Consider the following 14,493-nt stretch of genomic DNA (forward strand, 5'->3'; position numbering starts at 1 on the left):
TATACGTGAACAAATACTGGATCATTCCCAATATGATAGCGGTAAATCTGGCAATGTGCCCTAAATTTAATTGAGGAAATTATGCGTATCGTGATTCTGGGTAGCGGCGTCATCGGCGTCACCAGTGCCTACTATCTGGCCAAGGCGGGACATGAAGTGACCGTGATCGACCGCCAGCCCGGCCCGGCACTGGAAACCAGCTTCGCCAATGCGGGTCAGATTTCTCCCGGCTACGCCTCGCCGTGGGCCGCGCCTGGCATTCCTTTAAAAGCCGTGAAATGGATGATGCAGCGCCACGCGCCATTGTCGATTTCGCTCGATGGCAGCCTGTCGCAGCTGAAATGGATGTGGCAAATGCTGCAGAACTGCACGCCGGAAGCGTATGCCGTCAACAAGGAGCGCATGGTGCGTCTGGCCGAGTACAGCCGCGACTGCTTTAAAGTCTTGCGCGCCGAAGCGGGCATCACCTATGAAGGCCGCCAGCAAGGCACCATGCAATTGTTCCGCACCGAAAAACAATACAACGATGCCGCCAAGGATATCGAAGTGCTGAAAGACGCGGGCGTGCCGTTCGAAGTGCTGCAGCGCGATCAATTGTCGCGCGCCGAACCGGCGCTGGAAGCGGTGAAAGACAAATTGTTTGGCGGCCTGCGCTTGCCCAACGATGAAACGGGCGACTGCCAGTTGTTTACCACCCGCCTGGCGGAAATGGCCGTGGCGCTGGGCGTGAAATTCCGCTACGGCGTGGCGATCGACGCCCTGTTGACGGAAGGCGACAGCATTGCCGGCGTGCAGTGTGGCGCGGAAGTGGTCAAGGCCGATTCCTATGTGGTGGCGCTGGGTTCGTATTCGACCGGCTTCATGCAGCCGCTGCTGGACATTCCCGTGTATCCGCTGAAAGGTTATTCGATCACCGTGCCCATCGTCGATGGCAGCAAAGCACCGGCCTCGACCATCCTCGATGAAACCTACAAGATCGCCGTTACCCGTTTTGACGACCGCATCCGCGCCGGCGGCATGGCCGAGATCGCCGGCTACAACCTGCGTTTGAATCCACGCCGCCGCGAAACCCTGGAAATGGTCGTCAACGACCTGTTCCCCGGTGGCGGCAATACGGCCGAAGCCACCTTCTGGACGGGCTTGCGTCCGATGACGCCGGACGGCACGCCGATCGTGGGCCGCACGCCGCTGCGCAACCTGTTCCTGAATACGGGCCACGGCACCCTGGGCTGGACCATGTCTTGCGGTTCGGCACAGTTGCTGTCGGACCTGATGTCGTCGAAAAAGCCCGCCATCCTGGCCGACGACCTGTCCGTTAGCCGTTACAGCGGCGCACAGCGTGGTGGCAAGCTGCAATACGCGGGTGCCTGAGATGACGATGCCTCCGAAAGAGCGTAGCGGCGCCATCCTGACGGTGGACCTGGGCGCCGTGCGCGCCAACTACCGTTTATTGCGTGACACTGCCCACCCGGCCGTCTGCTCGGCCGTGGTGAAGTCCGACGCGTATGGCCTGGGCGCTGCGCAAGTGGGCGCGGCCCTGTATGAAGAGGGGTGCCGCCACTTTTTCGTGGCCCACCTGGAAGAGGGCATCAGCCTGCGCCCGCACGTGGCGATCGATGCCGCCATTTTTGTGCTGCATGGCCCGCCGGTCGGCACGGAAGGCGCCTTCCTGGCCCATGGCCTGATCCCCGTGCTCAACAGCACGCAGCAGGTGGCCGGCTGGCGCGCGCACGCGGCCGCCCTGGGCAAGCCGCTGGACGCCATCGTGCAAGTCGATAGCGGCATGTCGCGCATGGGCTTGTCGCCGCAGGAAGTGGACGCCTGGCTGGGCGATGCGCACTTTCTCGATGGCATCAACGTGCGCTACATCATGAGCCACCTGGCCTGCGCCGACGAACGCAGCCACCCGATGAATGCCGAGCAGCTGGCCCGCTTCACGGCCATCCGCGCGCGCCTGCCGCAATACCGCGCCAGCCTGGCCAATTCATCGGGCGTATTCCTGTCGCCCGACTATCATTTCGACCTGGTGCGTCCCGGCGCCGCCCTGTACGGCATTGCGCCGCACGCCGATGCGCCGAATCCGCTGCGTCCGGTGGTGCGCTTGCAAGGCAAGGTGTTACAGACACGCACGATTGCCGCTGGCGACCATGTGGGCTACAGCCGCCGCTACACGGCCAGCGAGCCGCGCCAGGTGGCGACGGTGTCCGTCGGTTATGCCGATGGCTGGCTGCGCAGCATGAGCAACCAGGGCCTGGCGATCGTCGATGGCGTCAAGGTGCCGCAAATCGGCAATATATCGATGGATTCGATCACGCTCGACGTCAGCGCGATCGCGCCGGAACGCCTGGCGCCTGGCAGCCTGGTCGACCTGATCTGCGCCGAACATCCGGTCGACGCCGTGGCGGCCATGGCCAATACCATCGGCTACGAGGTGCTGACGAACCTGGGCGGGCGTTATTACCGCGAATATCAAGGCCTGGCAGGGGCGGCACGGTAGCAGGAAGCATTCCTGATTTTTGTGGCAAGATGGCCCTGGCGTGATGTTCTGCTCCAGGGCTTTTTTTCAACCATATCAGGAGTTCCCATGAGTCAATACCAAGTGGCAATCATCGTTGGCAGCCTGCGCAAGGATTCCTTCAACCGCAAACTGGCCGACGCCATCATCAAGCTGGCGCCCCCTGAATTTTCCTTTAAACACATCGAAATCGGCGACTTGCCCCTGTATAACCAGGACGACGACGGCGCCCAGGCCGGGCAGGTGCGGCGCCTGAAGACGGAGATTGCCGATTCGCAAGCCGTGCTCTTCATTACCCCCGAATACAACCGCTCCATCCCCGGCGTGCTGAAAAACGCCATCGACCACGCTTCGCGCCCGTATGGCCAGAGCGTGTGGGCAGGCAAGCCGGGCGCCGTGCTGGGCGTCTCCGTGGGCGCCATCGGCACGGCCCTGGCGCAGCAGCATTTGCGCAATGTGCTGGCCTACCTGGACGTGCCGCTGCTGGGGCAGCCGGAAATGTTTATCCAGGCCAAAGAAGGCTTGTTTGACGAGCATGGCGCCATCGGAGCGGCCAGCCTGGGCTTTTTCCAGGGCTGGATGCAGCGCTATGTGGACTGGGTGAAAAAGCACGCGATTCACGCCTGATCAAGGCAGTAGCTGGCTCGGGCGGCAAGGTGATCATTGCCGCCTGAAAACAGTCCTTTATGGCGTGTATTTGTTTTTTTACAGCTTAGGCCCACTTTTCTGCTCGTATAATGTGCACTTTTGCTACGCGCAATCGTGCGCATCGTTGCCGACTCCATGTGGACTAAACCTGTTCTGCGCATGAACTTGCGCCGTTTGATCGTGCTGGTCGCCTTCGCCAGCGCCTTGATTTCCCTGGTCAATACCTTCTATGCCAGCTACAAGGTGCAGCGCCAGCTGCTGATCGACACCACACTGGAAGCCAACCACGCGTACGCGAGCAAGCTGGCCAGCACGGCCGAGGACTTCCTGCAATCGGCCCGCCAGCAACTGGCCTACAGCGCCGACCGCTTGCCGGGGCACATGGCCAATGGCGATATGCTGGCCGACGAGGCGCAACGTTTGCGCCTGCAAACCAACAGTTTTAATTCCGTATTGATCGTCAACGCCCAGGGCAAGGTGCTGGGCGTGTCGCCGGAAACCCTGGGCTTGATAAACCGCCAGCTCGATTCGCCGGGCGCCAGACATGCGCTGCAGGAGCGCCGCCCCGTCATCAGCGATCCGTATGTCTCCTCGGCAGGCAATCTGGTGGTCTTTATCTCGCACCCCATCATCGACAAGGGCGGCCGTTATCTTGGTTACGTGGGCGGCAGCATTTATTTGAAGCAAAAGAGCATCCTGTTCAGCATGCTCGGCCATCACTACTACCGCGATGGCTCCTATTTATATGTGGTGGACCAGAGCCGGCGCCTGCTGTACCACCCGGACCCTGAACGGCTGGGCGAGCAGGTCGGCGCCAACAGCATGATCGATGCCATCATCGCGCAGCGCGAGGCGGGCAGCACCCGCATGGTCAACAGCGTCGGTGTCGACATGCTGGCCGGCTACGCCGTGATGCCGTCGACGGGCTGGGGCATCGTGGCCCAGCGGCCCACGGCGATGACCCTGGCCCCGCTGAACCAGCTGATGGCCGATACCGTCTGGCATTCGCTGCCGATCGCCTTGCTGAGCCTGCCCTTCATCTGGTGGCTGGCCAGGCTGATTTCACGGCCGCTGGGGCAATTGGCGGAAAACGCCAGCCGCATGGACAAGCCGGGCACGGCCGAGCATATCGCCGCCATCCGTTCGTGGTATCTGGAAGCGTCGCAGATCAAGAGAGCGCTGCTGCAGGGCCTGTCCTTGTTGCAGCACAAGATAGGCAAACTGAAGTTCGACGTGCAGACCGATCCGCTGACAGGGCTGTCCAACCGGCGCGGCATGGCGGCGGCGCTGGAAGCGTGGCAGGCGCAGGCGCGGCCATTCTCGGTGGTGGCCATCGATATCGACCACTTCAAGCAGGTCAACGACCAGCGCGGCCATGCCGTCGGCGATGAAGTGATCTTGCGCCTGGCCCAGCTGATGCGGGCCTGTTCGCGCGATGCCGACGTGCTGTGCCGCAATGGCGGCGATGAATTCCTGATGCTGCTGCCGGACGCCGGCCTGGACGCGGCCGTGCGGGTGGCCGAGCGCCTGCGCGCGCGGGTGGCCGAAGCCGATATTCCAGGCGCCGGCGCCGTCACGGTGTCGCTGGGCGTGGTGGCCTCGGCGCAAGAGGCCGGGGACGTCGCCGCGATCCTGCACGCCGCCGATGAAGCGCTGTATGAAGCCAAGAAAAAGGGCCGCAACTGCGTGGGCGTGGCCGATGCGCATGCACATTTGCTGAGCGATAATGCTTGACCTTCCTTGCATGGGAAGGTTTATAGTAATCTCATTGATGAAGTTTATTATAAAAAATACCTGACTCCATGCACCGCGTTTTTTTCCGCTTCCTGCTCTGGCTGCTGATCGCCGCGCTCCCCCTGCAAGGGTTTGCGTCGTCCATGCGCGCCTGTTGCGTGGAGGACGCGACGGTAACGCCGGCAAGGCCGGTGATGACGGCGCAGACGCCCCATTGCCACGACATGGCCGAGCCGATGGTGCACACTGCCGATGATGTTGAGCATGCCGACATGGGCATGCACCACGGTCACGATTGCAGCAACCATGGCGCGTGCACCGTGGGCGCCACGGCCCCGCCTGGCATGCCGCTGCTGCAGCCTTTGAGCTTGTCGGGCGTGCCCATGCCCATCGCCGGCAGCCTGCTGTTCAGCGGGCATATCCCTGCCGGCCTGGAACGCCCCCCGAGACTGGTCCGCTCCGCCTGACCGCCCTTGAGCCGGCGGCGCTGTCTTGTTGCGCCTGCCGCTATGCCATTGTCTTGGCGCGCCCCGTGCGCGATTCTTTACCATCAGGAAATAACATGAAGCAATTACTCTGCCTGGCGTTCGTCGCCTGGCCGCTGCTGGCCGCCGCATCTCCGGTGGCGCCACAGCCGCAGGATGCCGCCGCATCCGTTCCCGCCACCCGATTCCACTCCGCCCTGGACAATTACCAGGCGTTCGAGGAAGCCGACAGCACGCCCGATGCAGCCTGGGTGGCCGCCAACAAGACCGTCGGCGATGCCGGCGGCCATATGGGCCACATGGGTGGCATGGGCAAGATGGACCACATGAAGATGGATGGCATGAAAATGGACAAGATGGACGGCATGAAGATGCCAGCCGTGGCGCCTGCCAAGCCAGCTGAACACCGGCATGAGGGGCACTGACATGGCGTATCCAAAATTGAGCGCCCTGGCGCTGGCCTTGCTGCTGGGCGGATGCGCCAGTTTCAGCCAGGATGGCGGCTTGCACGATGTGTCGGCGCTGACCTCGGCCCGCGTCGGCCAGCCCGCCAGCCTGGCGAAAGACGGCGATGATGCGCAACTGGCGCAATTACTGTCCCAGCCCTTGAGCGCCGACAGCGCCGTACAGATTGCCTTGCTGAACAATCGCAGCCTGAAAATCGCCCTGGCCGAGCTGGGCGCTTCCGAAGCGGACCTGGTGCAAGCGGGGCGCCTGCGCAATCCCGGCCTGTCGTTTGGCCGGGTGCATGGCGGCGATGGTAACGAAATCGACCGCAGCGTCAGTTTCGACCTGGCCGGCCTGCTGACCATGCCGATGCGCGTCAAGATCGAGCGGAACCGCTTCGAGCAGGCCAAGCTGCAAGCGGCCAGCAGCGCCGTGCAACTGGCGGCCGAGACGCGCCGCGCCTATTTCACTGCCGTGGCCAGCGTGCAGACGGAAAAATTCATGCAGCAGGCGAGGGTGTCCGCCGAAGCGGGCGCCGAACTGGCGGGCCGCATGCAGCAGGTGGGCAACTGGAGCCGGCTCGACCAGGCGCGCCAGCAAGTGTTTTATGCGGACGCCGTCAGCGAACAGGCCCGTGCGCAGCACCAGGCGACGGTGGCGCGCGAGCGCCTGACGCGCTTGCTGGGATTGTGGGGCACGCAGGCCGACATCAAGCTGCCGGACCGCTTGCCGGACTTGCCGGCCACCTTGCCCGAAGCGGGCAATATCGAGGCGCAGGCGATGGAGCAGCGGCTGGACGTGCAAAGCGCGAAGATTGCAACGCACGCCACGGCCGATGCGCTGGGGCTGTCGAAAGTGACCAGCCTGGTCAACGTGCTCGACGCCGGCTACACCAACAAGAGCGTGAATGGCGCGCCGCGTGAAAACGGCTATGCAGTGTCGCTGGAACTGCCGCTGTTCGACTGGGGCACGGCCCGCAACGCCAGGGCGCAAGCGCTGTACGAGCAGTCCATGCACCGCACGGCCGACACCGCCATCCGCGCCCGCTCGGAAGTGCGCGAGGCGTATTCCGGCTACCGCACGGCGTATGACCTGGCGCGCCATTACCGCGATGAAGTCGTGCCTTTGCGCAAGACGATTTCGCATGAAGTGCTGCTGCGCTACAACGGCATGCTGGCCAGCGTGTTCGAGCTGCTGGCCGATGCGCGCGAACAGGTGATGAGCGTGAATGGCGCCATCGAAGCCCAGCGCGACTTCTGGATCGCCCAAACCGACTTGCAGGCCGCCATCAATGGCTCTGGCTCTGCGCATAAGGAATAATGATGATCACACGTAGAAATTTCTTCATGAATGCGGGCGCCGTCGCCTTGAGCGCGGCCGCCGTCAGCCGCGTGGGCGCTGCCTCCCTGCCGGAAGCGGTGACGATGGCCACGGCCGACACCAAAACGCCGCCACCGCCGCCGAATGGCCGGCCGTTTAATCCGGTGGTCACCCTGAATGGCTGGTCCTTGCCCTGGCGCATGAATAACAACGTCAAGGAATTCCACCTGGTGGCCGAACCCGTGGTGCGCGAACTGGCGCCCGGCATGGTGGCCAATCTGTGGGGCTACAACGGCCAGTCGCCGGGGCCGACCATCGAAGTGGTGGAGGGCGACCGCGTGCGTATTTTCGTCACCAACAAATTGCCGGAACACACCAGCGTGCATTGGCATGGGCAGCGCTTGCCCAATGGCATGGATGGCGTCACGGGCGTGACCCAGCCCGGCATCGCTCCCGGCAAGACCTTTGTGTACGAGTTCATCGCCAAGCGCCCCGGCACCTTCATGTATCACCCGCATGCCGACGAAATGACGCAGATGGCGATGGGCATGATGGGTTTCTGGGTCACCCACCCGAAAGACCCGAATTTCATGAAGGTCGACCGCGATTTCGTCTTCCTGCTCAGCAATTACGATATCGATCCCGGCAGCTACACGCCGAAGATCATGACCATGAACGACTTTAACCTGTACACCTTTAACAGCCGCGTGTTCCCCGGCATCGATCCGATGGTGGTGCGCCAGGGGGACAAGGTCCGGGTGCGTGTCGGCAATCTGACCATGACCAATCACCCGATCCACATGCATGGCCATGAATTCGAGGTAACGGGCACCGATGGCGGCTGGACGCGGCCCGAATCGCGCTGGCCCGAAGTGACGGTGGACGTGGCCGTGGGACAGATGCGCGCCATGGAATTTACGGCTACCGAACTGGGCGACTGGGCTTTTCATTGCCACAAGTCGCACCACACCATGAATGCCATGGGCCATGACGTGCCCACCATGATCGGCGTCGACCACAAGGGCATCGCCGCCAAGATCAACCAACTGGTGCCCGGCTATATGGTGATGGGCGAGCGGGGCATGGCCGACATGGGCGAGATGCAGATGCCGGTGCCCGACAATACCCTGCCCATGATGGCAGGCGATGGTCCGTTTGGCGCGATCGGCATGGGCGGCATGTTTACCACGGTGAAGGTGCGCAAGGACCAGAAACCGGGCGACTACCGCGATCCGGGCTGGTATAAGCACCCGGCCGGCACCCTGGCCTATGAATGGACGGGCGCCTTGCCGGAACCGGTAAGGGGGCAGGGCGTGGGCAAGCACCTGGCGCCCGGTCAACATGGCCTTGAGATGACGGTGCGCAAACCTGCTGGACCGATGGACCATTAATATAGCGGATCATGCCGCAGTGCAACAAACGGCTTGCCTAGCATGGCAAGCCGTTTTACATGTTGCTTTGAATCAAGGAATTATTGCTTAGTGACAATCCGAGCATATGTTCTGCCTTTTTTTCTTTATAATCAATGGATTAGCTATATAGCCAATGTGTCGGACGACTAGAAAAGGAGGAAACATGTTGAATCGGATGAAGGTCGGAACACGTTTGATCGCAGCATTCTTTTGCGTCGCGCTGTTGGGCGCCATCGTGGCGGGCATCGGTATCTTCAATATGGGCAAGATCGATACCATGGCTGGACAGATGTACCACAATGAGTTGCTGGGACTGTCCTACATCAAGGAAGCCAATATTGCGCTGACCAAGGTGGGCCGGGCGCGCAGCAATTTCTTGCTGGCCACGACCCCGGAAGAACGCAGCACGCGCCAGGCCGATATCGCCAAATACCTCGACATCAACAAGACCAACCTGGCCAAGGCGGAACCGCTGTTCGTCACGCCGGCGGCCAGGCAATTGTTTGCCCGTTTTGCCACGGTGGACGCCGAATACCGCAGCACCATGCAACAGGCACTGGCGCTGGCCACTGCCGAACCGCTGTCGCAGCACAGCGCGGAGCTCGATGCGCTGTTGAACAAGACGCGCGCGCACGCCAATGAGCTCGACAGCGTGCTCGATACCTTGTCGCAGCAAAAGGAAGAGCGGGCCAAGGTTGCCGCCGAGCAGGCCAATCGTGTCTACGAGGCCAGCCGCAGCTTCATGATCGCGCTGGTGCTGGGAAGCCTGGTGGCCGGGCTGGCGCTCGGTGCGCTGATCACCCGCAGCCTGACGCGCCAGCTCGGTGGCGAACCGGACTATGCCGTCAAAATTGCGGGCGCGATTGCCGAGGGCGACCTGACGATCGAGATCCGCACGGCCCGCCATGACGAGAGCAGCTTGCTGTATGCCATGAAAGGCATGCGCGACAAACTGGTTGGCATCGTCAGCCAGGTGCGCGCCGGCACGGACACCATTCATACGGCATCGGGTGAAATCGCCCAGGGCAACCTGGATCTGTCGTCCCGCACGGAAGAGCAGGCCAGTTCGCTGGAAGAAACCGCCTCGTCGATGGAAGAGCTGACCTCCACCGTGCGCCAGAATGCGGACAATGCGCGCCAGGCCAATGTGCTGGCCGGCGCCGCTTCCGAAGTGGCCGGCAAGGGGGGCGCGGTGGTCGGGCAGGTGGTGCAGACCATGGAATCGATCAACGCTTCCTCGCGCAAGATCGTCGATATCATCAGCGTGATCGACGGCATCGCCTTCCAGACCAATATCCTGGCCTTGAACGCGGCCGTGGAAGCGGCGCGGGCGGGCGAGCAGGGGCGTGGCTTTGCGGTGGTGGCGACCGAGGTGCGCAACCTGGCGCACCGCAGCGCGGCGGCGGCCAAGGAAATCAAGACCCTGATCGGCGATTCGGTCGAGCAGGTGGAAATCGGCGCCAGGCTGGTGCACGATGCGGGACTGACTATGGATGAAGTCGTCACTAGCGTGCGCCGGGTCGCCGATATCATGCAGGAAATCACGGCCGCCAGTGCCGAGCAGAGCGCGGGCATCGAACAGGTCAACCAGGCAGTGGTGCAGATGGACCAGGTGACGCAGCAAAACGCGGCGCTGGTGGAAGAGGCGGCCGCTGCGGCCGAATCCTTGCAGGAGCAGGCGCATGCCTTGACCGACCTGGTGGGCGTGTTTCGCCTGCATTCCCAGCAGCAAGGCCCGGCCGCGGCGCCAGCCAGCAATGTGACGCCGCTGCGCCGTCCGTCGCCTGTGGCACAGGTGCGCCGCCTGGCCTGATTCCGGCGCATTTCTCCGTGGATGGCGTGCGCCGCGCGCCTTGGAGGCTCTAAGTGTTCATGCGTACCGACTTGTTTTCAAACAAGGACTACAATTGACGTACTGCCATCTACAGGAGTTCTCAATGAAAACCCTGACCCTTGCCGCTGCCTTGCTGGCGATCACCGCCGGCGCCCAGGCGCAAACAGGTGTATCGATCAGTATCGGCCAGCCCGGCTTCTTCGGCCGTATCGACGTGGGAGACTATCCCGCCCCCGAACTGATCTATCCGCAACCGATCATCGTCCAGCGCCCCAGCCATTATGCTGGCCGTCCTATCTACCTGCGCGTGCCGCCCGGCTACGCGCAAAACTGGCCCCGCTACTGCCGCGTGTACAATGCCTGTAACCAAGAGGTATACTTTGTCCAGGACCGTTGGTATACCAACCAGTTTATACCGCGCTATCGCCAGCAGCATCCGGACCGCTACCATGGCCGTCCAGGCTATCGTCCGCCACCTCCACCGCAGGCCAGGCCCAACCGGCCCGATGACCGCCGCGACGACCATCGCGGCGACCGGCCCGGCAATGGCCGTGGGCCAGGAGACCGTGGCCCGGGCAATGATCGTGGCGGCGACCGTGGCGGCGACCGCGGCGGCGACCGCAGGAACTAAGCAAAAACCAGGCAGTAACAGAATTCATCATAGCAATCGTACGGAGGATCTTTGCACAGTAAAATACTCATCGTAGGCGGTGGGGCAGGCGGCCTGGAGCTGGCCTGCAAACTTAGCCGCAAACTCGGCCCCGGCCAGGTCACCCTGGTCGACAGCCGTCTTTACCATATCTGGAAACCGTCGCTGCATGAAGTGGCGGCGGGCACCCTGGACATCCACCAGGAAGGCCTGTCCTACCAGATGCTGGCCCACGATAACGGCTTTACCTATGTGTACGGCCCCTTGACCGGACTCGATGCGGCGGCCAACCGCGTGACGGTGGGCGCTATCGCTTCCGATAAAGGCGAGCAACTGTTGCCAGAGCGCCAGATCGGCTACGACCAGCTGGTGCTGGCCGTAGGCAGCACCTCGAATTATTTCGGCGTGCCCGGCGCCCAGGAGCACACGATTTCCCTCAACGCCACGGAAGACGCCGAACGTTTCCGTTTGACCCTGCTCAAACTGCTGGCCATGGCCGAGCAGCGCCAGGGTGACCTGGGCCATCCCGGCGTCGACATCGTCATCATCGGTGGCGGCGCCACGGGCGTGGAACTGGCGGCCGAATTGCGCGAAGCGAGCGGCGTGTATGCGGCGTACGGTTTCCAGAACCTGAACGCCATCAAGGATGTGCGCATCACCCTGCTGGAAGGGGCGCCGCGCATCCTGGCGCCGCTGCCCGAGCGTGTTTCGCGGGCGGCCTTGAAGCTGCTCAACCAGCATGGCATCTCGGTGGCCACCGATACGCGCGTCACCTCGATCGAAGCGGACAAGGTCACCATCGCCAGCGGCACCACCTATGCGGCCGATATCTGCGTCTGGGCGGCCGGCATCCGCGCGCCCGAATTCCTGTCGACTTTAGGCTTGCCGACCAACCGCGCCGGCCAGCTGGAAGTGACGGGCATGCTCAATGTGCAGGGCCATGCGAATATCTTTGCGCTGGGCGACTGTGCCGCGTGCGCCGGCGCCGATGGCAAGCTGGTGCCGCCACGCGCCCAGGCGGCGCATCAGCAGGCCGATTACCTGCTGAAGACCTTCCTGTTGCAGGTGAAAGGCAAGCCGCCGCAAACCAGGCCGTATGAATATCTCGATTACGGTTCGCTGGTGTCCTTCGGCCGCACCACTTCGGTGGGCACCCTGATGGGCTCGCTCAAAGGCCTGAGCTGGTTCGTCGAAGGTTTTATTGCGCGCATGATGTATGTCAGCCTGCACCTGATGCACCACAAGGCCGTGCTGGGCAGCGTGCGCACGGGCGTGATGGCGATGGGCCGTTTCCTGATCAAGCGCAGCACGCCGCAGGTCAAGCTGCACTGACGAGGTGTGCGGGCTTGCCTGGCCTTAGCGGGAGCGCTCGCCGGTGACAGTATCGCAGCGCGCCCGCGTCATCGGGAAATTGATGGTGGTGAATTTCCCCTTCAGGGTACCGGTGATGCTGGCGTGCAAGATGCGCTCGCTGTCGTGGCGGTAGATGATGCGGCTAGGGAAATCGTTGTCCAGGTTGGCGAAAATAAATTCGTTCGGCTTGTCCTGGCGCAGCAGGTTGAAGACCACGGGCGCCTTGCCCGACGGTTGCACGATGTAGGCGAGCTGGCCCGGCTCGGTGATGCGGATCTGCACGAATTCAAACTCGGTGGTCTTGCCACCCTTGACGGTGCGGCTCAGGCCCAGGATGGTGCCGCCCGCCGCCGTACTCCATTGCTCGCCCGTGCCCGGTTCGGCGCCATCGACCAGCCAGCAGCCGGACAGCCAGGCCAGCTTGTCGACCGTCTCCGGCGGCGGCACGATTTTTTCGGCCGCCTGCACATTTCCAATACCGATAAGCGCTACCAGCAAAATAGCGGTGGTGTATCTGTGCATGTCGTCCCCTTTGTCTGATTTATTCTTTCGGTAAAATGCGTGGCAAGACTGCTTGCAGGATCGTTCCGCCCTGTGGATTGGCCGACAGGCTCAAGCTGCCGCCCAGGTAGTGCACGCGCTCGCGCACGGCGCGCAAGCCATGCTTGCTCATTTCAACGGGCTTGTTGACAGGCAGGCCCACGCCGTCATCCTTGATGGTCAGCATCAGCCCATCGTCATTATCATCGACGATGATGTCCACTTCGGTTGCGTGCGCGTGTGCGGCGATGTTGCCCAGCGCTTCTTCCAGGGTGCGCAGCAGGGCCACGCCCACGTTGCGCGGGCAAATCAGTTCATCTTCGGGCAGGCTGCAGCGTACGGTGATTTTATGCTGCTCGGCAAATTGCGCGGCCAGTTCGCTGAGCGCCACATTCACGCCCAAAAATTCCAGCTTGTCGTTCCACAATTTCATCTGCATCTGGCGATTGGTTTCAATCACGTTCAGCAGCAATTGCTTCATGGTTGCCGCACGGTCCAGCAGCGGCGCTTCCTGTGGCATCTTTTGCGTCAGCAGCGACAGATGCATGGTCAGCGCCGTCAGCGAGGAGCCCAGGCTGTCGTGCAACTGGCGCGACAGGGCGCGCCGTTCATTGTCCCAACTGGTATTGACATGCCCCAGCAACTCGCTGAGATCGGCAGCGCGTTCCGCATCGGCCCTGAAAGCTTCCTGGTTCGGATTTTTTTGTGCGGACATGGCGCCCCGTAAATAATAAAAGAATATGACAGGATGGAAGGTGAGGATCATACATGAGGATTTCGCCGCAAGGCGCATGTATGGAAAAAATATGTCTTTTGGGCAATTATCGTGTGTCCGGATCATTTAATCCCTGCCGGGTGGGTATCGCAAGCCTCGGTTTCTACGTACGGCTGCGCACATACCGCCGCGCATGTCCCTGCCATAGTGGGGCTGTCCTGTCGTGGCGATCACACGCGCCCACGGCCCTACCACCGAGTTGAAAGGAAATACCATGAATATCGATACCATCGTTGACCAGGAATATGCCGATAAAAGTTTTCGCGACATCGTCAATGCGCCCATCAGCGCCTTGCGCGGCGTCAGCGCGAAGGACGCCAAGGCTTTGCAGCAGGCATTTGGCGTCAGCACCGTGCGTGAATTATCGAACCTGAACTTCGTCAAATGGGCCAGTGCGCTGGCCATCCTGGCGGACGAGGAAGGCATGAGCGGCGAGGAAAGGGCCAAGGATGCCTTGCTCGATGATGCCGTTGAAATGACGTTCCCCGCCAGCGATCCGATTTCCGTCGACGCCGGCATCACGCGCATCGAGGTGGCGCCCGACAAGGCCCATGCGCATGACGACCACCAGCATGCTGGCCGGCATGAAGTTACGGCGGCCAAAAAATAGGTATGGCCTGCCGGCATGAAAAAAGGCTCTGTCCTCGATAAATAGGGGAATCTTCCTGCAAGGCTGAGGTCTGACTCATCAGACCAGTCAAACAGGGAGATCAGCATGCAACAAGCGCAATGGCAGGCATGGCTCGCACAGTTCGCTGAGCTTTCTCGGCATCAACGTCTG

Annotated in this window: 14 protein-coding genes; 12 read left to right on the forward strand and 2 right to left on the reverse strand. The window is 62.1% G+C overall.

Annotated elements, in window-relative coordinates; translation table 11 throughout:
- The first annotated feature begins 81 nt into the window (after positions 1–81).
- From ACL9RI_RS06260 to ACL9RI_RS06310, 11 genes are all read left to right on the forward strand, one after another.
- Positions 82–1,371: a D-amino acid dehydrogenase gene (locus ACL9RI_RS06260; protein WP_422725708.1), complete on the forward strand. Its 1,290-nt coding sequence runs from the start codon at positions 82–84 to the stop codon at positions 1,369–1,371.
- 1 nt (position 1,372) lies between these two features.
- Positions 1,373–2,497 (forward strand): alanine racemase, encoded by a 1,125-nt coding sequence (gene alr / locus ACL9RI_RS06265; RefSeq protein ID WP_422725709.1) that lies wholly within the window; start codon positions 1,373–1,375, stop codon positions 2,495–2,497.
- Positions 2,498–2,584: 87 nt separating this feature from the next.
- On the forward strand, positions 2,585–3,142 hold the full coding sequence (locus tag ACL9RI_RS06270; RefSeq protein WP_422725710.1) for an NADPH-dependent FMN reductase: 558 nt from the start codon (positions 2,585–2,587) through the stop codon (positions 3,140–3,142).
- 120 nt (positions 3,143–3,262) lie between these two features.
- A complete protein-coding gene (locus tag ACL9RI_RS06275) occupies positions 3,263–4,897 on the forward strand; it encodes a diguanylate cyclase (RefSeq protein WP_422725711.1) in 1,635 nt (544 codons plus the stop codon).
- Between the two features lie 68 nt (positions 4,898–4,965).
- Positions 4,966–5,364 carry a hypothetical protein gene (locus ACL9RI_RS06280; protein WP_422725712.1) on the forward strand — a complete coding sequence of 133 codons (399 nt, stop codon included), beginning with the start codon at positions 4,966–4,968 and terminating at the stop codon, positions 5,362–5,364.
- A gap of 95 nt (positions 5,365–5,459) precedes the next feature.
- Positions 5,460–5,807, forward strand: coding sequence for a hypothetical protein (locus ACL9RI_RS06285; protein ID WP_422725713.1), 348 nt, complete (start codon positions 5,460–5,462; stop codon positions 5,805–5,807).
- A 1-nt stretch (position 5,808) separates the two neighbouring features.
- Positions 5,809–7,149, forward strand: a complete 1,341-nt coding sequence (locus ACL9RI_RS06290; RefSeq protein WP_422725714.1) for a TolC family protein — start codon at positions 5,809–5,811, stop codon at positions 7,147–7,149.
- Between the two features lie 2 nt (positions 7,150–7,151).
- Positions 7,152–8,540 (forward strand): multicopper oxidase family protein, encoded by a 1,389-nt coding sequence (locus tag ACL9RI_RS06295; protein ID WP_422725715.1) that lies wholly within the window; start codon positions 7,152–7,154, stop codon positions 8,538–8,540.
- 184 nt (positions 8,541–8,724) lie between these two features.
- Complete coding sequence (locus tag ACL9RI_RS06300; RefSeq protein ID WP_422725716.1) at positions 8,725–10,374, forward strand: methyl-accepting chemotaxis protein; 1,650 nt, start codon at positions 8,725–8,727, stop codon at positions 10,372–10,374.
- A 124-nt stretch (positions 10,375–10,498) separates the two neighbouring features.
- Positions 10,499–11,026, forward strand: a complete 528-nt coding sequence (locus tag ACL9RI_RS06305) for a hypothetical protein (RefSeq protein ID WP_422725717.1) — start codon at positions 10,499–10,501, stop codon at positions 11,024–11,026.
- 51 nt (positions 11,027–11,077) lie between these two features.
- The gene (locus tag ACL9RI_RS06310; RefSeq protein WP_422725718.1) at positions 11,078–12,376 is read left to right on the forward strand and encodes an NAD(P)/FAD-dependent oxidoreductase; all 1,299 of its coding nucleotides are present in this window, start codon (positions 11,078–11,080) and stop codon (positions 12,374–12,376) included.
- Positions 12,377–12,400: 24 nt separating this feature from the next.
- Here ACL9RI_RS06310 and ACL9RI_RS06315 read toward each other — a convergent pair whose 3' ends face one another.
- Both ACL9RI_RS06315 and ACL9RI_RS06320 read right to left on the reverse strand, forming a co-directional pair.
- The gene (locus tag ACL9RI_RS06315; RefSeq protein WP_422725719.1) at positions 12,401–12,919 is read right to left on the reverse strand and encodes a DUF6265 family protein; all 519 of its coding nucleotides are present in this window, start codon (positions 12,917–12,919) and stop codon (positions 12,401–12,403) included.
- Between the two features lie 19 nt (positions 12,920–12,938).
- A complete protein-coding gene (locus ACL9RI_RS06320) occupies positions 12,939–13,652 on the reverse strand; it encodes a sensor histidine kinase (protein WP_422725720.1) in 714 nt (237 codons plus the stop codon).
- A gap of 274 nt (positions 13,653–13,926) precedes the next feature.
- Here ACL9RI_RS06320 and ACL9RI_RS06325 point away from each other — a divergent pair, with 274 nt between their 5' ends.
- Complete coding sequence (locus ACL9RI_RS06325) at positions 13,927–14,322, forward strand: hypothetical protein (protein ID WP_422725721.1); 396 nt, start codon at positions 13,927–13,929, stop codon at positions 14,320–14,322.
- The last annotated feature ends 171 nt before the right edge of the window (positions 14,323–14,493 follow it).

It is taken from the genome of Janthinobacterium sp. Mn2066 (genome assembly GCF_049319705.1).
GTDB lineage: Bacteria > Pseudomonadota > Gammaproteobacteria > Burkholderiales > Burkholderiaceae_D > Janthinobacterium.